Source organism: Microbacterium sp. CCNWLW134 (genome assembly GCF_037083565.1).
Lineage (GTDB): Bacteria > Actinomycetota > Actinomycetes > Actinomycetales > Microbacteriaceae > Microbacterium.
Genome location: NZ_JBAOJU010000001.1, coordinates 750324 through 770497, shown reverse-complemented (window position 1 = coordinate 770497; position 20174 = coordinate 750324). Strand labels below are relative to the sequence as shown.

The 20174-nt window shown below is 69.4% G+C and carries 18 protein-coding genes and 1 tRNA gene; 6 read left to right on the top strand and 13 right to left on the bottom strand.

What is annotated here, in order from left to right:
• The first annotated feature begins 1 nt into the window (after nucleotide 1).
• A complete protein-coding gene (locus tag V6S02_RS03570) occupies nucleotides 2-1399 on the top strand; it encodes an amidase (protein ID WP_336399894.1) in 1398 nt (465 codons plus the stop codon).
• Nucleotides 1400-1441: 42 nt separating this feature from the next.
• Here V6S02_RS03570 and prfA read toward each other — a convergent pair whose 3' ends face one another.
• The 9 genes from prfA to V6S02_RS03525 all read right to left on the bottom strand — a co-directional run bounded on the left by prfA (nucleotide 1442) and on the right by V6S02_RS03525 (nucleotide 13242).
• Nucleotides 1442-2521: a peptide chain release factor 1 gene (gene prfA / locus V6S02_RS03565; RefSeq protein WP_124294411.1), complete on the bottom strand. Its 1080-nt coding sequence runs from the start codon at nucleotides 2519-2521 to the stop codon at nucleotides 1442-1444.
• A 26-nt stretch (nucleotides 2522-2547) separates the two neighbouring features.
• A complete protein-coding gene (gene rho / locus V6S02_RS03560; protein ID WP_336399893.1) occupies nucleotides 2548-4734 on the bottom strand; it encodes a transcription termination factor Rho in 2187 nt (728 codons plus the stop codon).
• Between the two features lie 178 nt (nucleotides 4735-4912).
• Nucleotides 4913-5842 carry a homoserine kinase gene (gene thrB / locus V6S02_RS03555; RefSeq protein ID WP_336400771.1) on the bottom strand — a complete coding sequence of 310 codons (930 nt, stop codon included), beginning with the start codon at nucleotides 5840-5842 and terminating at the stop codon, nucleotides 4913-4915.
• Nucleotides 5843-5847: 5 nt separating this feature from the next.
• Nucleotides 5848-6936, bottom strand: a complete 1089-nt coding sequence (gene thrC, locus V6S02_RS03550; protein WP_124292824.1) for a threonine synthase — start codon at nucleotides 6934-6936, stop codon at nucleotides 5848-5850.
• Nucleotide 6937: 1 nt separating this feature from the next.
• Entirely contained in the window at nucleotides 6938-8278 is a 1341-nt protein-coding gene (locus V6S02_RS03545; protein ID WP_124292823.1) for a homoserine dehydrogenase, read from the bottom strand.
• Nucleotides 8271-9671 carry a diaminopimelate decarboxylase gene (lysA, locus tag V6S02_RS03540; RefSeq protein WP_336399892.1) on the bottom strand — a complete coding sequence of 467 codons (1401 nt, stop codon included), beginning with the start codon at nucleotides 9669-9671 and terminating at the stop codon, nucleotides 8271-8273. The genes V6S02_RS03545 and lysA overlap by 8 nt, the downstream gene beginning before the upstream one ends.
• Nucleotides 9672-9875: 204 nt before the next feature.
• Nucleotides 9876-10703, bottom strand: coding sequence for an LmeA family phospholipid-binding protein (locus tag V6S02_RS03535; RefSeq protein WP_336399891.1), 828 nt, complete (start codon nucleotides 10701-10703; stop codon nucleotides 9876-9878).
• Nucleotides 10704-10707: 4 nt separating this feature from the next.
• Nucleotides 10708-12372: an arginine--tRNA ligase gene (gene argS / locus V6S02_RS03530; protein ID WP_336399890.1), complete on the bottom strand. Its 1665-nt coding sequence runs from the start codon at nucleotides 12370-12372 to the stop codon at nucleotides 10708-10710.
• Nucleotides 12373-12420: 48 nt separating this feature from the next.
• Nucleotides 12421-13242 (bottom strand): transglutaminase-like domain-containing protein, encoded by an 822-nt coding sequence (locus V6S02_RS03525; protein ID WP_124292820.1) that lies wholly within the window; start codon nucleotides 13240-13242, stop codon nucleotides 12421-12423.
• 69 nt (nucleotides 13243-13311) lie between these two features.
• On the opposite strand from V6S02_RS03525, the gene V6S02_RS03520 reads away from it, so the two are divergent.
• Nucleotides 13312-14133 (top strand): SGNH/GDSL hydrolase family protein, encoded by an 822-nt coding sequence (locus tag V6S02_RS03520; RefSeq protein ID WP_336399889.1) that lies wholly within the window; start codon nucleotides 13312-13314, stop codon nucleotides 14131-14133.
• A 43-nt stretch (nucleotides 14134-14176) separates the two neighbouring features.
• Nucleotides 14177-14249 (top strand) — tRNA-Arg (locus V6S02_RS03515).
• A gap of 192 nt (nucleotides 14250-14441) precedes the next feature.
• On the opposite strand, the gene V6S02_RS03510 is transcribed toward V6S02_RS03515, so the two are convergent.
• Together V6S02_RS03510 and V6S02_RS03505 are read right to left on the bottom strand one after the other, a co-directional pair.
• Entirely contained in the window at nucleotides 14442-15254 is an 813-nt protein-coding gene (locus V6S02_RS03510) for a hypothetical protein (RefSeq protein ID WP_336399888.1), read from the bottom strand.
• 1006 nt (nucleotides 15255-16260) lie between these two features.
• Nucleotides 16261-16662 (bottom strand): hypothetical protein, encoded by a 402-nt coding sequence (locus V6S02_RS03505; protein ID WP_336399887.1) that lies wholly within the window; start codon nucleotides 16660-16662, stop codon nucleotides 16261-16263.
• Between the two features lie 181 nt (nucleotides 16663-16843).
• Here V6S02_RS03505 and V6S02_RS03500 point away from each other — a divergent pair, with 181 nt between their 5' ends.
• Both V6S02_RS03500 and V6S02_RS03495 read left to right on the top strand, forming a co-directional pair.
• Complete coding sequence (locus V6S02_RS03500) at nucleotides 16844-17146, top strand: hypothetical protein (RefSeq protein ID WP_336399886.1); 303 nt, start codon at nucleotides 16844-16846, stop codon at nucleotides 17144-17146.
• Between the two features lie 61 nt (nucleotides 17147-17207).
• A complete protein-coding gene (locus tag V6S02_RS03495; RefSeq protein ID WP_336399885.1) occupies nucleotides 17208-17435 on the top strand; it encodes a hypothetical protein in 228 nt (75 codons plus the stop codon).
• Nucleotides 17436-18242: 807 nt separating this feature from the next.
• Here the strand turns inward: V6S02_RS03495 and V6S02_RS03490 are convergent.
• A complete protein-coding gene (locus V6S02_RS03490) occupies nucleotides 18243-18464 on the bottom strand; it encodes a hypothetical protein (RefSeq protein ID WP_336399884.1) in 222 nt (73 codons plus the stop codon).
• Nucleotides 18465-18502: 38 nt separating this feature from the next.
• Between V6S02_RS03490 and V6S02_RS03485 the strand changes: the two genes are divergently transcribed.
• Nucleotides 18503-18904, top strand: coding sequence for a hypothetical protein (locus tag V6S02_RS03485; protein ID WP_336399883.1), 402 nt, complete (start codon nucleotides 18503-18505; stop codon nucleotides 18902-18904).
• 507 nt (nucleotides 18905-19411) lie between these two features.
• On the opposite strand, the gene V6S02_RS03480 is transcribed toward V6S02_RS03485, so the two are convergent.
• Nucleotides 19412-19894: a hypothetical protein gene (locus tag V6S02_RS03480; protein WP_336399882.1), complete on the bottom strand. Its 483-nt coding sequence runs from the start codon at nucleotides 19892-19894 to the stop codon at nucleotides 19412-19414.
• Nucleotides 19895-20174 lie beyond the last annotated feature (280 nt).

Genomic DNA, 20174 nt, shown 5'->3' with positions numbered 1-20174 from the left:
GGTGAGTGATCTCCTCGGGATGTCGGCGGTCGACCTCGCTGCGGCGCTGCGGCGTCGCGAGCTCAGCGCTGTCGAGGTCGTTCAGGCCGCCCTCGCGCGGGCCGCGGCGACGAGCGAGCTGGGGGCCTTCGTCGAGGTGACCGCCGAACGGGCCCTCGAGCAGGCGGCGCGCCGAGACGCCGCCGCGCCGGCGGGGCCGCTCTGGGGCATCCCGATCGCCGACAAGGATCTGGTGGCGCGCGCCGGAGTCCCCACCCGTTACGGATCCCGCACCCGCGTCGACTTCGTCCCGACCGCATCAGACCCGCTCGCCGCGGCCCTGGATCGGGTGGGCGCCGTGAGCATCGGGAAGACCAGCACCTCGGAGTTCGGCCTGACGGGGTACACCGAGCCGCTCGAGGGCGGAGCCTGGGCGCGCGACCCGTGGAACCCCGCCCACGGAGCGGGCGGTTCGAGCGGCGGAGCAGCGGTGGCGGTGGCGGCGGGCGTGCTGGCGATCGCGCCGGGGTCGGACGGCGGCGGATCGATCCGGATCCCGGCGGCCACCGTGGGCGTGGTGGGGCTGAAGCCGTCGCGGGGCCGCCTTCCCCTCGGGTCGGGCCTGGACGCACCCGACGGACTCGCGGTCGCCGGGCCCATCGCGGGGACGGTCGAGGATGCGGCGTTCTTCTTCGACGCGCTGTGCGGACTCGCCCCCTACGACTTCTCGGTGCGTGCCGCCGATTCGCCGCCGTTCCTCCCGGCGACGGCCGCGGACCCGCCTCGCCTCCGCGTGGGTGTCACGACGGTGTCGCCGTGGGATGACGACCTCGAGATCGCGGTGGATCCCGCGGCGATCGGCGCGCTCGATGAGGCCGCGAGAAGCCTCGCGTCCGAAGGACACGTGGTGGAGGATGCCGCGTGGCGACCGCACGGCTACGGACCGCTCTTCCGGGTGCTGTGGCGCGCAAGCGCTGCCCGCATCCCTCTCACCGATGACGACCTGCGGATGGTCGAACCGCTCACCGCCTGGCTCGTGCGCGAGGGACGCGCCCTCGACGCCCGGGGTCTGCTCGGCGCCCTCGCCGAGGCACGCGTCTTCGAGCGGGAGACGATCGCCGCGTTCGCGCCCTACGACGTCGTCCTCACCCCGGCGCTCGCGCAGACGCCGCGTCCCATCGGCTGGTACGACCGCGACGACCCCGAGCGGGGCTTCGCCCAGCAGGTGGAGTACGCGCCCTTCAGCAGCTTCGTCAACGTCGCCGGCCTTCCGGCACTCGTGCTCCCCCTGGTGATGGCCGCCGGGCACCCGGTCAGCGTGCAGCTCATCGGCCGCCCGGGCGGCGAGCGGACGATCCTCGCCGCCGCCGCGCAGCTCGAGCGTCTTCGCGGGGCGCTCCCCCGTCCCCCGGCGCCCTGAGCCGTCGCGCCGGCGGAGAGCCTCTGTCTGGCGGCGTCGCCGTCAGGAGTCGCCGCCGAGGGCGGCGAGCCGCTCCTCCTCGTCGGCGGCGATGCACGACGCGATGAGGGGCTCCAAAGCGCCGTCCATCACCTGGTCGAGGTTGTAGGCCTTATAACCGGTGCGGTGGTCGGCGATGCGGTTCTCGGGGAAGTTGTACGTGCGGATCCGTTCGGAGCGGTCCATCCCCCGGATCTGCGACTTCCGGGCATCGGATGCCGCGGCATCCCGTTCCTCCTGCTGACGCGCGAGGAGTCGGGCACGCAGCACCCGCATACCGGCCTCACGGTTCTGCAGTTGCGACTTCTCGTTCTGCATCGACACGACGATGCCGGTCGGAAGGTGGGTGATGCGCACCGCCGAGTCGGTGGTGTTCACTGACTGACCGCCCGGCCCCGAGGAGCGGAAGACATCGACCTTGAGGTCGTTCGGGTCGATCTGCACCTCTTCGGGCTCGTCGACCTCGGGGAAGACGAGCACACCGGTAGTCGAGGTGTGGATCCGCCCCTGCGACTCCGTGGCGGGAACGCGCTGTACGCGATGAACGCCGCCCTCGTACTTCAGGTGCGCCCACACGCCCTGCGCGGGGTCGGTCGACGATCCCTTGATCGCCACCTGGACGTCTTTGAAGCCGCCGAGGTCGGACTCCGTGCGCTCGAGCAGCTCGGTCTTCCAGCCCTTCGCGGCGGCGTACTGCACGTACATCCGCAGCAGGTCCGCGGCGAACAACGCGCTTTCGGCGCCGCCCTCGCCGGCCTTGATCTCCATGATCACGTCGCGGGCGTCGTCCGGATCCCTGGGGATCAGCAGGCGCCGCAGCTTCTCCTGCGCCTCGGTGAGCCGAGCCTCGAGCGCCGGGACCTCCTCGGCGAACGACGCGTCCTCCCGTGCGAGATCGCGCGCGGCATCCAGATCCTCGGATGCCGCGAGCACGGCCTCGTGGGCCGCGACGATGCGCGACAGCTCGGCGTACCGCCGGTTGACCCGCTTCGCGCGCGCTGCATCGGCGTGCACGGCCGGATCGGACAGCTCGTGCTGCACCGCCGCGTGCTCGTCGATCAGCGCGCGGACAGACTCCCACATCGCGGGCTCAGCCACGGGCGATCCGCTCAGCGGATGCTGTTGTCGTGACCGTGGCTGCTGCCGTGGCCGCCGTGACCGCCCTGGGCCGGTGCCGGCATCGACTTCTGCATCTGCACGAGGAACTCGACGTTCGAGCCGGTCTCCTTGAGTTTTCCGAGAACGACCTCCAGCGCCTGCTGGGGGTCCAGGCCCGCGAGCGCGCGCCGGAGCTTCCAGGTGATCTTGACCTCGTCGGCCGACATCAGCATCTCCTCGCGACGCGTCGACGACGCATTGACGTCGACGGCGGGGAAGATGCGCTTGTCGGCGAGCTGACGGTTCAGGCGCAGCTCGCTGTTGCCCGTGCCCTTGAACTCCTCGAAGATCACCTCGTCCATCTTCGAGCCGGTCTCGACCAGCGCCGTGGCAAGGATGGTGAGCGAGCCGCCGTTCTCGATGTTGCGGGCCGCGCCGAAGAAGCGCTTGGGCGGGTAAAGCGCCGAGGCGTCAACCCCGCCGGTGAGCACGCGACCCGAGGTGGGCGCGGAGATGTTGTAGGCACGACCCAGGCGCGTGATCGAGTCCAGCAGCACGACGACGTCGCGACCGAGCTCCACCAGGCGCTTGGCCCGCTCGATGGCGAGCTCGGCCACCGTGGTGTGGTCCTCGGCCGGGCGGTCGAAGGTCGAGGCGATGACCTCGCCGCGGACCGTCCGCTGCATGTCGGTGACCTCTTCGGGGCGCTCGTCGACGAGCACGACCATGAGGTGGACCTCGGGGTTGTTGATCGCGATGGCATTGGCGATCTGCTGCAGCACGATCGTCTTGCCGGCCTTCGGCGGCGCGACGATCAAGCCGCGCTGGCCCTTGCCGATGGGCGCCACGAGGTCGATGATGCGCTGCGTGAGCTTCTCGGGCGCCGTTTCCAGGCGCAGGCGCTCCTGCGGGTACAGCGGCGTGAGCTTGCCGAACTCGACGCGCTCAGCGGCGTCGTCGACCGACAGGCCGTTGACGGCGTCGACCTTCACGAGCGCGTTGTACTTCTGGCGGCTGGACTGCTCGCCCTCGCGCGGCTGCTTGATCGAGCCGACGACGGCGTCGCCCTTGCGCAGGTTGTACTTCTTCACCTGACCGAGCGAGACGTAGACGTCCTGCGGTCCGGGGAGGTAGCCGGTGGTGCGCACGAAGGCGTAGTTGTCGAGCACGTCGAGGATGCCCGCGATCGGGATGAGGACGTCATCCTCATTGATCTCGGTCTCGAACTCGTCGACCGGGCCCTGGCCCCGGCGCTTGTTGCGCTGGCGACCGCGTCCGCCGGTCGAAGAATTGTCTTCATCGGATGCGTCGGGGCCGGCGTTCGCGGCGGCGGCGGCGTTCTGGTTCTGCGCGCCGCGACCGTTGCCACCCTGGTTCTGACCGCCCTGGTTCTGGCCGCCCTGGCCGTTGCCGGCCTCCTGCGCGGCTCCGTTCTGGCCGCCGCGGTTGCGGTTGCGGTTGCGGCTCCGACTCCGGCCACGCGACGGGGCCTCGTCGGCGTCGTCGCGGCTGCCCGCGTCGGCGTCACCCTCGGAAGAGGACGACGCGTCGTCGGACTGCTCGCCGGCAGGCGCTGCCGTATCACCCTCGGACGTGCTGTCGGTGGCGGGCGCCTCCGCCGGGGAGGTCGTGGCGCCGGCGACGCTCTCACTGGACGCGGCGTCGGCGTCGGCCTCGCTCTGGCTGGACGCGGCGTCGGCGGCCGTGTCGTCGACGGCAGCCGCCGTCTCGGGCGCCGGGGCAGGGGCCTCGTCGACGGCGGACTGGTCGGCGGCCGGCTGGTCCGCGGCAGGCGCCTCGTCCGCCGCGGCGGTCTTCTCGGCCTTGGTGGCGCGGGTGCGCTTGGGGCGGGTGGTCGCCGTGGCGCCCTCGGTCTTGGCACGGCGGGGCGCACGCTTGCGCGGCGCGGCCTCGGCGGGGGCCTCCTCGGCAGGAGCGTCGGCGGGCGCCTCCACGACGGCGGCGGCATCGGCGGCCGGTGCCTCGCTAGCGGCATCGGCGGATTCCGCAGCGGGGGCGTCGGCGGGCGTCGCTTGGGCGACGGCATCCGTGCTCTTCTCGGCGTCCGCCGCAGCAGTGGCCTCGGCCTCGGGCTGGTTGTCGGGGGTGGTGTTCGGGTCCGTGGCGACCGCCTCGGGCGCGTCCGCGCGCTCGTCGGTGGTGTCGTCAGGGGTGTGGACCTCGGAGATGGACTCCACGAGTTCTCCTTGTCAGCAGATTGCAGGCAGATGAATGTCAGACGGTGCACGACGACCGCACGCGCGGCAAAGCAGAATCTCGTCCGGATACCGGCGACCTGGCGTGGCTAGAGCGCTTCGTCAGGACGAGAGGTGTGCGGTGGTTTCGCAGAATTGCGACGGAGGCCAGATTCACGTATCACGTGGAACCCTCCGCGTACTCCCTCACTGTACCACCCTTGACGTCGACGGCCAGCATGAGGGCCTCCCACGGGGTGTCGGTGGCGCGTTCGGCGACGGCCACCGCCTCGAGGCGCCGACCCGGCCCGTCGGCGAGAACGAGGACGCTGGGCCCGGCCCCGGAGACGACCGCGGCGAACCCCACCGCGCGCAGCGCCCGCACCAGTCTGTCGGTGTCGGGCATGGCCTGCGCGCGATAGTTCTGGTGCAGCTTGTCCTCGGTGGCCGCCAGGAGCAGCTCGGGGCTCTGGGTCAGTGCCGCGATCAGCAGCGCCGACCGCGAGACGTTGAACACGGCGTCTTCGCGCGGCACCTGAAGCGGCTGCAGGCTCCGCGCGACCGAGGTCGACATCGTGAACTCGGGGACGAACACCAGCGGCGCGACACCGCGGTGCACGAGCAGCTTCTTGTGCTGCGGACGCCCGTCGTCGACCCAGGCGATCGTGAGTCCGCCGAAGAGGGCCGGCGCGACGTTGTCGGGGTGGCCCTCCATCTCGGTGGCCAGGCGCAGCAGGGTGTCGTCGTCGAGGTCGACGTCGCCGGCGAGGAGCCCCTTGGCCGCGAGGAGGCCCGACACGACCGCCGCCCCCGAGGAACCGAGTCCCCGCCCGTGCGGAATGACGTTCACGGCGCGAAGACGCAGCCCCGGCACCTCACGTCCGACCGCGTCGAACGCGTAGCGGATCGCGGTCACCACGAGGTGCGAGGCGTCGCGCGGGACACCTTCGGCACCCTCTCCCTCGACCTCGATCTCGAGGCGGCCGGGTTCGAGGGCGGTGACCGTCAGCTCGTCGTAGACGCTTAGGGCGAGGCCGAGAGTGTCGAATCCCGGACCGAGATTCGCGCTCGTCGCCGGCACCCGCACGACGACTTCTCGCCCCACGGGCACCCCGCTCACGCCGGTGCCGCGACAGGGGCGAGCTCGAGCACCGAGGCGACCTCGGTGGTCGCGGCGTCGACGACCGTCGGCTGCACCTGCGAGCCGTCGGCGTTGCGCAGCGCCCACTGCGGGTCCTTCAGCCCATGCCCGGTCACGGTGAGCACCACGCGCGACCCCGCGGGGATGACCCCGGCCTCGGCGCGGTCGAGGAGCCCCGCGACGCTGATCGCCGAAGCGGGCTCGACGAAGATGCCGACCTCGCCCGAGAGAAGCTTCTGCGCGGCGAGGATGCGCTCGTCGTCGATGGCGCCGAAGTAGCCGTCGGTGGCCTCGCGCTCCTCGAGGGCGAACTGCCACGACGCGGGGTTCCCGATCCGGATGGCGCTGGCGATCGTCTCGGGGTGACGCACGACCGCGCCGGTCACCAGCGGCGCGCTGCCGGCCGCCTGGAAACCGAACATGCGGGGCACCCGGGTGGCGACGCCGCGTTCGACCTCTTCCCGGTAACCGCGCGAGTAGGCGGTGTAGTTGCCGGCGTTGCCGACCGGGATGAAGTGGAAGTCGGGTGCGTCGCCGAGCACCTCGACGACCTCGTAGGCCGCCGTCTTCTGACCCTCGATGCGGTCGGGGTTGACGGAGTTCACCAGGTGCACCGGGTAGTTGTCGGCGAGCTCGCGCGCGATCTCGAGGCAGTCGTCGAAGTTGCCGCGGATCTGAATGAGACGCCCCTGATGGGCGACGGCCTGGCTGAGCTTGCCCATCGCGATCTTGCCCTCGGGCACGAGGACGGCCGCGGTGATGCCGGCGTGCGCGGCGTAGGCCGCCGCCGAGGCGGAGGTGTTGCCCGTCGAAGCGCAGATGACCGCCTTCGCGCCGTGCTCGACGGCGCGCGAGAGCGCGACCGTCATACCGCGGTCCTTGAACGATCCGGTCGGGTTCATCCCCTCGTACTTCACCCAGACGTCGGCACCCGTGCGCCGCGACAGCGCCGGGGCCGGAAGAAGGGGCGTGCCGCCCTCCCCCAGGGTGACCACGGTGGAGTCGTCGGTCACTCCCAGTCGATCGGCGTATTCGCGGAGGACTCCCCGCCAGACGTGCGCCATGTCACTCTCCTTCCACTCGCAGCACCGAGACGACCCGCTCGACGACGCCGCTGCCGGCCAGTCGTGCCACGGTCTCGCTCAGGTCCTGCTCCTTGGCTTTGTGCGTGCCGATGACCAGGCGCGCAGTGTTCTCAGGGGTCTGGGGCGCGGTGCCGCCACCGGGGACCGGTTCACCGGCGACCGTCTGCTCGACGGTCGCGATCGACACACGCCCCTCCGACAGGATCCCGGCCACCGTGGCGAGCACCCCCGGCTGGTCGTCGACCTCGAGGGTGATCTGGTAGCGCGTGGTGACCCTGCCGATCGGCACGACGGCGAGGTTGGCCCGCGTGGACTCCCCCACGCCGACGCCGCCGGCGATGTGACGCCGAGCAGCCGACACCACGTCGCCGAGCACGGCCGAGGCGGTCTGCACGCCGCCGGCACCCGCGCCGTAGAACATGAGGTTGCCCGCGGCCTCGGCCTGGACGAACACGGCGTTGTTGGCGCCGTGGACGCTGGCGAGGGGGTGGGTGCGGTCGATGAGAGCGGGGTAGACCCGAACCGAGATCGACTCGGCGTCGCCGGCGTCGCGCAGACGCTCGCAGACGGCGAGCAGCTTGATCACGAGGCCGGCGTGCCGTGCGGCATCCATCATCGCCTTGTCGATGCCGGTGATCCCCTCGCGGTGAACCGACTCCAGGGGCACCGAGGTGTGGAAGGCCAGACTCGCCAGGATCGCGGCCTTCTGGGCGGCGTCGTAGCCCTCCACATCCGCCGTCGGGTCGGCCTCGGCGTACCCGAGACGCTGCGCGTCGGCGAGCACGTCGGCGAACTCGGCCCCCTCGGTGTCCATGCGGTCGAGGATGTAGTTGGTCGTGCCGTTGACGATGCCCATGATGCGCTGCACGCGGTCGCCTGCCAGCGAGTCGCGCAGCGGCCGGATGATCGGGATCGCACCCGCCGCGGCCGCTTCGTAGTACACCTGCGCTCCGACCTGGTCGGCGGCGTCGAAGATCTCGGGGCCGTGGGTGGCCAGGAGCGCCTTGTTGGCCGTGACGACGTCGGCGCCGGAGTTGATCGCCTGCAGCAGATAGGTGCGGGCCGGCTCGATTCCGCCCATGAGCTCGATCACGATGTCGGCGCCGACGATGAGGCTCTCGGCGTCGGTGGTGAACAGCTCCTTGGGCAGGTCGGTCTCGCGCGGGGCGTCGAGATTGCGCACCGCGATGCCGGCGAGCTCGAGGCTGGCACCGGCCCTGTCGGCGAGCTCGGCGCTGTGGAGGCGCAGCAGGGCGGCGACCTGCGAGCCGACGGCGCCGGCTCCCAGGAGCGCCACGCGCAGGCGACGGTAGTCAGGCATGAGGTCCCTTCGATGATGCGTCGGCCGGCCGCGCCGCGGCGCCGACGTCTCGGGCGAGGAGGTCGTCCACGTTCTCGCCGCGGACGATGAGCCGGGCCTCGCCGTCGCGGACGGCGACGACCGGGGGCCGGGGTACGGCGTTGTAGTTGCTGGCGAGCGAGTAGCAGTAGGCGCCGGTCGCGGGGACGGCGAGCAGGTCACCGGGAGCCACATCGGCGGGCAGGTACTCGAGGTCGACCACGATGTCGCCGGCTTCGCAGTGCTTGCCCACGACCCTGCTGAGCGCGGGGTCGGCGGTGCTGGTGCGCGAGGCGATCCGGGCGGAGTACTGCGCACCGTAGAGGGCGGTGCGGGCGTTGTCGCTCATCCCGCCGTCGACGCTGACATAGAGGCGGTCCACGCCCGACTCGAGGTGCACGGGCTTGACCGTGCCGACTTCGTACAGGGTCACCCCCGCCTGGCCCACGATGGAGCGTCCGGGCTCGAACGCGAGGCGGGGAACGGGGATGCCGCGGGCCGCGCACTCCTCGGCGACCGCACCGACGATGGCCGCGGCGAGGTCTGCGATGTCGGTGGGTTCATCGGTCTCGGTGTAGGCGATACCGAACCCTCCGCCGAGGTTCAGGGCGGGGACCTCGCCCCCCTCGAGCAGCGCGGCGTGAAGGTCGATCAGACGCGACGCGGCCTCTCGGAACCCCGCGACTCCGAAGATCTGCGAGCCGATGTGAGAGTGCAGCCCGCCGAGTCGGAGACCGGGGATCTCGCGGATGCGCGCCACCGCGGCGGGAGCATCGTGCAGGGCGAAGCCGAACTTCTGGTCCTCGTGAGCGGTGGCGAGGAACGAGTGGGTCTCGGCGTGCACGCCGCTGTTGACGCGGACGAAGACGGTCTGAGGGCCGGTGCGCGGCGCGTCGACGCGCGCTGTCAGAGCAGCCAGACGCTCGATCTCGATGTGGCTGTCGACGACGATGGAGCCGACGCCCACGTCGATCGCTCGCTCGAGCTCGGCGACGCTCTTGTTGTTGCCGTGGAATCCCACAGCCGCGGCGTCCGCTCCACCCGCGATCGCGATGGCGAGTTCCCCGCCGCTGGCGACGTCGACGCCCAGGCCCTCCGCGGTCACCCACCGCACGATCTCGGTGGACAGGAACGCCTTCCCCGCGTAGTAGACGCGGGCCGTGGTGCCGTGCGCCGCGGCGGCGCCCTCGAAGGCGTCGCGCACGCGCCGGGCGTGCTCGCGCACCTCGGACTCGTCCATCACGTACAGCGGAGTGCCGAATCGGGCGGCCAGCGCCGTCGCCGCGACTCCCCCGAGCACGAGCTCTCCGCCGTCGTCTCGATGCGCACGCGCGGGCCACACGGCAGCGGCGAGGGCGTTGGGATCGGCGGGCACGTCTCGAGCGGGAGACGAGCCGGGCGATGGGGCGGCGGACACGGGTGGGAGACCAATCAGTGGATGCTTCGGCGCGACGTCGACCGGGATCGCCGGTGTGACGGGCTGCCTCGACCGGAGGACTCACGCGTCGGGCAGTCCTTGCAGTCTAGGGCAGAGCCCCACTGCCCACCGGTCGCGTGACGTCCGGCCTCGTCCGACCCGTCATGCACACGTGCCGTTCTCCTGCAGCGAGACATCGCGGACGATGGCGGGGTCGACATCGAACGATCCGGTCAGCCGGTCGCCCTCGACGACGAGGTCGGTCAGGGTGATCCCCGCCGGCAGGTCGCCGGCGATGCAGACGGTCCAGGCCTGGAGCACGCCGTCGGCGAGCCCGCCGAACTGGTCGCGCACGCCATCGGCGGTGAGCTCCGCCCCCGCCACCGACACCGCGGAGGGGGTGAGGGCGAGGTCGCCCTCCACCGCCTGGGGGACGACCGCGATCGTCACCGGCACCTCGACCCCGAACACCGGGAAAGCGGTGGAGAGGCGCACGTCCGGAGCGTCGAGCGCGACCTCGGCATCGTCCGGAAAGCCCTCGAGGCTGCCGAGGAGGGCCTGCAGTTGCGCCGTGTCGAGGGTGACAGATCCCGACCCGGCCTCCAGGTCGGCATCCCCTCTGATCGGAACCCCCTGGACGCGGACATCGATGTCGCCGGTCAGCGGCCCGATCGTGACATCGTCCGATGAGATCGCGAGGTCGTCGAGGCTCCCGCGGATCAGCTGCGGGAGGACGGCACCGGAAACCTCGACGTCGATCTGCTGATCGGCCGGGAGCGCGAGATTGGTGATCACCTGCTCGCGGACGGTGCGGATGACGAGGTCTCGCGCGACGGCCTCACCGACGAACCACGCCACGACCGCCAGGCCCGCCACCACGAAGAAGGCCAGCAGCCACGGCCAGACCCGGCGACGCCGGCGCGGGGGAGGCGCGGTGGCGATCGCCCACTCGGGGAGCGGCTGCGTCGGCTGGGTGTCCCCCGGGTTCACCGTGCTACATCCGCTCAGGTGCCGAGACGCCGAGGAGCGTCAGGCCGTTACGGAGCACCTGGCCGGTGGCATCGTTCAGCCACAGGCGGGTGCGGTGCACCGGTTCGATGGGCTGGTCCCCCAGCGGGATGACGCGGCAGTTGTCGTACCAGCGGTGGTAGAGCCCGGCGAGCTCCTCGAGGTAGCGTGCGACCCGGTGCGGCTCGCGCACCTCGGCGGCGAACGCCACGATCCGGGGGAACTCCTGCAGGGCTCCGAGCAGCGCCGACTCCGTCTCGTGGGTGAGCAGCTCGGGTGCGAACTCCGACCGGTCCACCCCGGAGTCCGCAGCGTTGCGCGAGACGTTGTGGGTGCGGGCGTGGGCGTACTGGACGTAGAAGACGGGGTTGTCGTTCGTGCGCTTCTGAAGGACGTCGAGGTCGACGTCGAGATTGGAGTCGGCCGAGCTGCGCGTGAGGGCGTACCGCGCCGCGTCCGTTCCCACGATCTCGACGAGATCCTCCATGGTCACGACTGTCCCGGCCCGCTTGGACATCCGGACGGGCTGACCGTCCTTCACGAGATTGACCAGCTGGCCGATGAGGATCTGCAGGTTCACGTTCGGCGTGTCACCGAATGCAGCGCACATCGCCATCATGCGTCGCACGTAGCCGTGGTGGTCGGCGCCGAGCATGATGATGCACTGGGTGAAGCCCCGCTCGCGCTTGTCGAGGTAGTAGGCGAGATCGCCGGAGATGTACGCCGGCTGCCCGTCGGACTTGATGACGACCCGGTCTTTGTCGTCCCCGAACCGAGTGGTCTCCAGCCACGTCGCACCGTCGGCCTCGTAGATGTGTCCGAGCTCGCGAAGCCGGGTGACGGCGCGCTCGACGGCGCCCGAGTCGTGGAGGTCGTTCTCGTGGAAGTAGACGTCGAAGTCGACACCGAACTCGTGAAGGCTGGCCTTGATCTCATCGAACATGAATGAGACGCCGAGTTCGCGGAACGCCTCTTGCTTCGCCTCGGCGTCGAGGGCATCGATGTCGCCTTCGTAGGCGACAGCGACGCGACGGGCGATGTCGCCGATGTACGCTCCGCCGTAGCCGTCCTCGGGGGTCGGCCGCCCTTCGTGTGCGGCGACCAGGCTGCGGGCGAATCGGTCGATCTGCGCGCCGTGGTCGTTGAAGTAGTACTCCCGGGTCACCCGAGCGCCCTGCGACGACAGCAGGCGCGCTAGCGCGTCGCCGACCGCCGCCCACCGGGTGCCGCCCAGATGGATCGGGCCGGTCGGGTTGGCTGAGACGAACTCGAGATTGATCACCTCGGCGGCCAGCGCGTCGCCGGTGCCGTAGGCCTCCCCCGCATCGACGATCTGCTTCGCCAGGGCGCCGGCAGCGGCGGCATCCAGTCGGATGTTGATGAAGCCGGGTCCCGCCACCTCGACCTCGGCGACGCCGTCGACGGCGCGGAGGCGCTCGGCGATCTCACCCGCGAACTCGCGCGGGTTCGCCCCGACCGCCTTCGACAGCTTCAGTGCGGCGTTGGAGGCCCAGTCGCCGTGGTCGCGGTTCTTCGGCCGTTCCAGCACGAGATCGGCCGCCGTCAGCCCCTCGCTCGCCCCCGGACGTCGGGCCTCGGCGAGCGGGGCGATGACGTCGAGCAGGGCGGCGGAGAGCGTGTCGGGATTCATAGCCCGACCAGTCTAGATGTGGCGGGTATACCCGCCGGATGCCGTGGGTCAGCCGATCCGCACGAGGGCGCGGTGGTCGTCGGCGCCGCCCGGGAGATCCGGATCGACGCCCTCCCCCGCCGTCCATTCGGCGTCGACCCGGAGGTGCTGCAGGCCGACCGCACCCCCGTGGTAGCTGAGGAACGCGCAGTCCGCGGCATCGCGCCCGGTGGCGATGCGCACGAGCGAGCGCCGGTCGGCCAGCCGTGTCGCGTCGATGACGTACCAGGCTCCGTCGAGGTAGGCCTCGGCGACGGCGTGGAAGTCCATGGGCGTGAGCCCCGGGGCGTAGCAGGCGGTGTAGCGCGCCGGCACATCCATCGCCCGCAGCAGCGCGATGACCACGTGCGCGTAGTCGCGGCAGACGCCCTGCCCGGTCATGAGCGTCGTGACCGCGCTGTCGGTGCCCTGACTGAGGCCGGGGGCGTAAGTCGTGCTGGACGCGACGAAGTCCTCGACCGCCGCCAGCAGCTCGGCACCCTCCAAGCCCCGGAACTGACGGCGGGCCTGGGCGAACACCTCGTCGGACTGGCAGTACCGGCTCGGCCGGAGGTAGGTGATCGTCTCGAGGTCGCGGGGTTCGGTCGCCGCGGCGGGGCCGGTGACGACCGCGCGGTAGCGGACCTCGAGCACCCCCGCCTCGCCCGTGATGCGGTGCAGGCGGCTGCCGTTCTGGTCGACGATCTCGGTCGGCGTGTACTCGCGATCGCCCTGACGGAGCGTCAGAGACTCCTCGGCGAGGGGGGTGTGACGGGTCGCCGCGACCTGGAGGATCAGGTCGACGGGAGACCAGATCTCCAGGTCCATTTCAGCGGTCACGACACGCGGCACCGGAGTATCCTCGCACGCTCCGAGAGCGTCGGATTCGGTGCAGGGCCGAGAGTGATTTACCCTTCCCGTGTGACCCGTGCCCTCGCCCCTCGGCCGTCGTGGCGTGGCCGCCTGATTGCGGCAGTGCTGGCGCTCGCCATCGCCGTCGGCGCCGTGGCCGCCGTCGCCGGAATCCGAGCCTGGCTGACGCCGCCGCCGGCCCCGCCCGTGGCCGTCGCCGCACCGGAGGATGCGGTCATCCAGCCCGCTCCCCTGGCCCTTCCCGACAACCCCCGCATCCTGGTCTTCGGCGACTCGTGGACCTTCGGCTCGGCCGCCAGCGACCCGTCCCTCGGCTATGCGTACCTCTTGGCCGATCGCCTCGGCGCCGAGGTCACGGTGAACGGTGTTCGTGGCAGCGGCTACCTCAAGCCGGGTTTGGACGGCGGTTCGTTCGGTGAGCGCGTGGCGGCGCTGGACCCTTCGCTGGATCCCGACCTGGTGATCCTGCAGGGCTCGATCAACGACCGCCGCCTCTACCCCGCAGGGTACTCCGAGGCCGTGACGGCGGTCTGGGACGCGGTCGCGGCGACCTACCCCGAGGCCTCGGTCGTGATCCTCGGCCCCGCGCCGCAGGTGCTGCCGGTGGAGGCGGCGACCGCGCAGATCGACGATGACCTCGCTGCTCTCGCGGCCGGCCGCGGCTGGTGGTACATCTCCCCGATCGACGAGGAGTGGATCACCGAGACCAACTACGACGCGGTGATCGACACCGGGATCGGCCGCGACCACCCCTCGACCGACGGTCATGCCTACCTCGCCGACCGCGTCGCCGAGGCCGTGCGCACTCTCGGCGAGGGAGCGGATGTCGTCGCCGACGCGCCGCTGAACGAGGACATCGTCGCTCCCTGACCGTCGGGAAGGCCCCCTTCCGGGTGGTAATCTCGACCGGTACGCCTCCGTAGCTCAGGGGATAGAGCGTTGGTTTCCGGTACCAAAGGTCGCAGGTTCGATTCCTGTCGGGGGCACCCCTTCTTCATCGCGTGAATGGCGTCCCGGCGCGCATTCGCGATGTCGGCGCTCGGTGAGCCCACCGCGATCGATGGTCGCGAACGGCGATCTTCCAATGCGCAATCCCGCCACACGCGCCACCTCCGAAGCCGGCGCCGCCGGGCCCACACTGGTCTCGGTCCGCAGACCCCGTTACTCCGCTCCGAGCGTCAGCCCACGCCGCGGCGGGCGCGAAGCGCACGCACCACCACCGTCGAGCCGACGACGATCGCCACGCCCACGCCCAGCGCGACCGCGAGGACGGTGAAGCCGCCTAGGCTCGACGAGATCCCCGCGCCCACGAGCGCGTACGACGCGGCGAGCGCGTAGAACGCACTTCCGCCGCTCAGCACCACGAACACCACAGCGACGCCGGCCGCGGCGGCGATGACGAACAGCTGCCACGTCGTGCCCCACACCCCGTCATTCGGGGCGCCGGCCCCCTGGGCGACCGTGGCGACGTTGACGAAGAACGCCATCGAAGTCCATCCCGCGTAGATCCCCTGCGAGACGTACAGCGTGATGCGGTCCACGGGCTTCCAACCGGCGATCTCGGCGCGCCCCTGGGTGATCCGCCGCCACGCGACGGCGTGCGCCCCGACGATGAGCACGAACACCAGGAGTGTGAGCGGCGACTGCTGACCCAGGGACGCGGCGGCCAGCCACAGCGCGAATCCCGCGTAGACGAGGCTGAGCGGCACGACGAGCCGGTCGCGCACCGCAGAGTCCCGCACCGAGGGGCGCACCTGCAGCACCGACCACAGGATGCTCGCGGTGATGATGACTCCCCAGATCGCGAACATCGGGCCCGGCGGCACGATCGGCGAGAACTCCACGCCCGACTGCAGGTCGTTCGGCGAGAACACCTCGAACACCACGTTCGACACGATCTGCCCGAGCGCGAGCACGAGAACGATCGCGCGCCCGAGGAGAACTCGGTCGACGGATGCCGCGGTGCGGCCGGTTTCGGTGAGAGCGGACATCGTGATCCCTTCCGACGAGTTCCACGCTACGCCCGCGTGAGGGACTCGGGACGAAGAACAGGGCGTCGAGGAGCCCTGGTTTGTGCGCGTGAGCGGAAACGCGAACAAGGCTGCGCGTGATCGCTTGCGAGCCAGGTTTTGCCCTTCCCGCACATCTTCGACAGCGACCCGTCTCGTATCGCTTGTCTTGCGCTACGCCCCCCTGTCGCACTCGGGGTCCTCAGCCGGACAGCCCGCAGAGAGTAGCATCCCCGGGCTTGCTGAGCCCGTGCCGATGCAAGCGCGGGAGGTGAACTAGGGCATGCTAGCTGCGTGCCGCAGGCAGCGACTGAGTGGTTCCCGGGCGTCGTGATCCGAACCGACGCCGAGGCGCGATTCGTCGCGCGGCTGCGCGAACTGGCGCAGCCGTGGACGGCACTCGGGCTTGAGCCGGGGCATTCGCTCGGATTGCCCCTTGCGAGACCTGTTCTCGGTGTTGAAGTCACTCCTCCGCCTGAGCCCTTGCGTTGGCTGTGGGTGACGTTCGCGGACGAACCAAAGAGGATGGCGATTTCGTGTGGTCGAGGTGATGAGACCCGCCTCGACGATTGGGGCCCGCTCGTCGACGGGCATCTAGATGCTGTTGACCCGGCGCGATCCCCCGAAGCCCTCGCGCAACAAGCTGCCGACTGGATACTCCAGCAAGTCCGACAAATACAGAGCGAACCGGCTGACCCGCCAGCGCGGTAACGGATTGCTGAGCGGGATGAAAGCGCCGAACGTCGCTTGGCGGCAGATGCCCACGGCCGCAGACGGAGCGGGTGGAATCAGCTCGGGCTAGTTGACGTCGTAGGTGCAAGACCTCCGATGGGTGACCCGGTTGACCCGTTGATGTAGAGAAAGTTCCCTAGGATCGTGGCGGATCGTCCTTTGCTCAGCCAGGTGTCGATCCCGTCGCAGTCGGCCGTCATTTCGGGCAGGAGTGTCAGAGTGATCTCGCCCTCCGGTTCTTGGACCCACTCACCGCTTAGGTCATTGCATCCGTCGGTGCCGACGCGTACATCGGCGCAAGCCCGGACTGGACCAGGACACTCGTGACGGTCGCTGACGCCAGCATCAGCACCAGGGCGATGAGCCCAGCCCAGAACGTGGGCTTGCCGAGAAGTCGGAGCGCGATCGCGGCGCCTGCGGCGACGGCGAGGGAGACGGCCACTTCCCACGGGTACGCGGCACGCGCGGCGAAGGTGAGATCCAGATCGCAGACGCCCTCGCAGCCGACCGTGCCGAACAGCTCAAAGATCTGCAGTAAGTGCACAAGCGCCAGAATGACGGGGACCGACAGCCACAGGCTGACCTCGAGCCCGCGTCGCTGCTGAGCCGCCCCGCGTGAGGGAAGTGCAGCCGGCTGCTGATACCCCGCAAAGCGCATGGGGCCGACGCTGACACCGCAGCAGCGGACCACCTTGGAAAGGCGAGTCCGCCCATGCTGAGGGGTCCGCATGCGTTCTTGAACGGGTGAAGTGGAAGTGGCGTGCAGGCTTCTGCACGAGATCGAATCCGCCTGGTACAGTCGCCGCGAAGTAAGGCCGCGGAGGAGTCGGGGTGACACGGTGGATGAGGATTGGCGCTTTGTCTTCAGTGATCCTCGGCCTGCCGGGAACGCTCACGAGGCAGGGGTTGCATCCGCTCTCGCGCAACTCAATCTCAAGCTGCGTGCGATTCTCGCGACAACATCCCCAAGTGAGCTCCCGACGCTCGCCGATGACATCGACCGGCTTGTGCGCGGCCTTCTTGACGCTGGGTTGACGCCTGATGAGATCGCTAACCAAACTACGATCCGCCCGGCTGCCGCCGCACACATCGCCGCAAAAGGAAGCATGCGCGACTTCCTGACCGCTCTTCCAGGCCGGTGACCTTATCCTCCGCTGCATGAGTGAGTCCATCGCGTGTGTTCGTGACTGAATGGAGCATGGAATGACTTGGCAGACATTTTCCGGGGAGCCGAGTGATCAGGCCGCCGCGGCGCAGAGTGAGGGACCCGATCCTCAGCTTGAGTTGATCGTGAGAGTTCACCGGACGTCGGAAGGCGGCTCTGTGCTCACATGGTCGTACGCGGACGCCGCCACCGACTCAAAGCAGGATCTGCTGAACGCGGCGCTGAACGCCGTGAGATCTGAGGCTTCGCGCATCGTCGGGCAGTGATCTGGCTCAACAACGCGACGAGCTCACTCGATTGCTCTCTCGGAGCAACTCGAACGGGTGAAGACGCACAACCCGTCCGGTGAGGATCGCACGGTGGGAGCGACGCGCGCGCGGACATCCTGTCCCGTATCGCTTCCGATCGACTGCACTGGCGGGTTTCGGAGCGCGTCGGCGGCGTCGAAACGCCCTCGTTTGAGGATGCTGACGCGCTCCAAAACTGGTCAGCGCAAACGATCGGAAGGGATACGAGACAAGGGAGCGCCAACGGTGAGCGAGCGGGCGTCGGCTCGGACGTGCGACTTTCGTCGGACGGGTCAAGCGCTACCGGGCCACGCGAAGAGATGGCCGGCCAACGAACCCGTGCGTAAGGCTTCGACGCGCGCCGAGAAACCTAAGCGCGACGCATGGTATCGATGCCTCGGAGATGACGTCATCGTGGGACTCGTGTCACCGTTCGGCGCCGTCTTCGTCGGTTTGTCGGCTGTTCCTACTGCCGTGTACGTATGGCCAGCGCGGCGACCCCGCTTCCAAGCGCGTTCCCGTGATCAGCGTCCAGAGTCCGACACCGACGAGTATGGCACCGAGAGTTGGTGGAGCAAGGAGAATTCGGGCGTCGGTCTGGTTGGGAGGTAAGTCCGATGCCGCCCACCAGATCCATGCGGTGACGGCGAAAACCGCCATGCCCACAATGATCCACACGCACCCCAGCACTTGGGCCGTCCGCTTGTCACGCACCATCCGTGCATACCCCGCGACCGGAGGACGCGCAACGGCTGGATCTCGGTGCGCCGACACGTTCCGAAAACATCACGGTGCTGGATCCGGCTTCGACTCGTCGGATGGCGGCATTTCGGCGCGGTCGGTCAAGAAGGTGGCGCAGTTGAAGAACCACAGGGCCGAGACCACCAACCCCCCGGCGATCGCCCACCCGTATCCAAGTTCCAGCTCGAGAGCGCCGAAAAAGGTGGCAACCCCGCTACTCAGGGCGACAAGGATCGTCCAGAACCACGCCCAAGGCTTGGAAAACACGGCTCAAACTGTAGCCAGTGGGATGAAAGGCTAGAACGATGATCAGCTTTTGGGATCAGCGCTGGCGTGTGCGCGACTTGGCAGCACCCGACCAGCTGACCTCAAGCGAGGAGCTCTCGTTATGGATTCTGGGATTGGTGACAGTGGCGATAAGCATCGCGGGCCTCGCGCTGTTCGCGCGAATCGCCCGCGATCCTATTCGCATCGAGGAGCGGCGCTTGCTCGCCTTCGCACATCCCGTCTCCACGGTTGCCGGGAGAATCGTCATCACGGTGCTCGTCGTGCTGTTAGTGCTCGCGTCAGCACTCCTCGCGATGTACATCGAACCTGTGTTCTGGACCGCCGTCTTCAGCACCGTCGCTCTGTACTCCGGCTATGCGTACATCTGGTTTCGCTCCCGTGGACACCCCCGTACCCTGACTGACTCAGACACGGACTAATCGGCCTGTCGCTTGTCGGCGAGCTTCCAGAGCGTAAGCAGATCGGTGACTGCGGGTTCCTCTCGCTGTGAACTCAGAGACGCCTCATGAGCCCATCGAGGTCGGCGACGAATCCATGGGATACGAGACAGGCCGCGCCCGAACTCATCGGGCCGCATGTCGCTTCCGCGCTACCAACTCACCGTACGGGTCGTACGAGAAATCTGATGACGGGGAGACGCGGCCTGCTTGGTTTCAGCCAGCTCGGTGATCTCTGGTCCGCCGGGGAGCGGGATGAGTCCGGTCGCGGCCGCGGCAGCAGTCCCGCCCAGGACCAGGGCCAGCCCCATCGAACCGGCGGTAAGGGCGTGTCGGGCCCTGCTCGGCGCGCCCTTTTCGATGCCCTCGTCTCGTATCTCTGCCTTGCGCTACGCCCCTGTCACACTCGGGATCCCCGATCGCGCGCGCGGGATGGGGCTCGCGCGCGCAGGCGGATTGGTCGCACATCGGTGCCGTGGGGTGGCGACCTCAGACGGCGACGTAGTGGCCGGCCGCGAGAGCGATGCTGAGCCAGAGGATGATGCTCACGATGGGCGCGACAACCGCAAGCACTATTGCGGTGATGCCGTATCGGCGTCCCGCGTTCTTAGCTGTCGCAACGATCCCCTGCACAAGCGCCCACGTTCCGAACACAGTACCTACAAGGATCTGGCCTCCGGAGATGACTTGATTGGGCTGTGCGTTGAAGCCCCCTCGGGCGCCGCCATCAGTCACGCTGCCGTGCACGAAGACCGTCGTTCCGAACAGCCCGACCAGCACCGAGGTGAGAACCGAACCAACGATCACCCAGATCGCCATAATGAGGGCGATCCGGCCAAGCCTTGTAGAAGGCTGCGCACCGAGCGACGCCGTTGGGGCGGTGCCCCTGTCCGTCTTCTCCGCAACCTGCGCTGGGTTAGCAGTGGCCGCGTCGCCGGCGCTCGGATCAACTGGCAAGGACGCATCCGTCATGGTGTCTATTTCCCCATTCCGCGTGGCGCCACGCCAAGCCGTCGGCGAGAAGCTGCGCTGGTCTGAATACCTGCGAGGGCACGCACCTCGGCACCGCTGAGTCGTGCTCCTTCGTCGCACGTCGCAATCCTAGGTTGGAGACGCACACCCGCCACTCCATTTCGCGACGCTGTAGACAGCCGTGTTGCCGCCGTACCAAAGCCAGTCCTCGATCGCACATTCCTTTCGACAACTCGAAGATCGCAGGGTCTCGAAGGATCGCAATTCCAGTTGTGGATAG

Excerpts from the sequence above, each read along its gene's own strand:
- prfA (WP_124294411.1), bottom strand. The coding sequence starts at position 2,521 with ATGTGGGAGTCTGTCCGCGCGCTGATCGACGAGCACGCGGCGGTGCAG.
- thrC (WP_124292824.1), bottom strand. The coding sequence starts at position 6,936 with ATGGCGCACGTCTGGCGGGGAGTCCTCCGCGAATACGCCGATCGACTG.
- V6S02_RS03545 (WP_124292823.1), bottom strand. The coding sequence starts at position 8,278 with ATGCCTGACTACCGTCGCCTGCGCGTGGCGCTCCTGGGAGCCGGCGCC.
- argS (WP_336399890.1), bottom strand. The coding sequence starts at position 12,372 with ATGAATCCCGACACGCTCTCCGCCGCCCTGCTCGACGTCATCGCCCCG.
- V6S02_RS03510 (WP_336399888.1), bottom strand. The coding sequence starts at position 15,254 with ATGTCCGCTCTCACCGAAACCGGCCGCACCGCGGCATCCGTCGACCGA.
- V6S02_RS03505 (WP_336399887.1), bottom strand. The coding sequence starts at position 16,662 with ATGCGCTTTGCGGGGTATCAGCAGCCGGCTGCACTTCCCTCACGCGGG.
- V6S02_RS03495 (WP_336399885.1), top strand. The coding sequence starts at position 17,208 with ATGACTTGGCAGACATTTTCCGGGGAGCCGAGTGATCAGGCCGCCGCG.
- V6S02_RS03485 (WP_336399883.1), top strand. The coding sequence starts at position 18,503 with ATGATCAGCTTTTGGGATCAGCGCTGGCGTGTGCGCGACTTGGCAGCA.
- V6S02_RS03480 (WP_336399882.1), bottom strand. The coding sequence starts at position 19,894 with ATGACGGATGCGTCCTTGCCAGTTGATCCGAGCGCCGGCGACGCGGCC.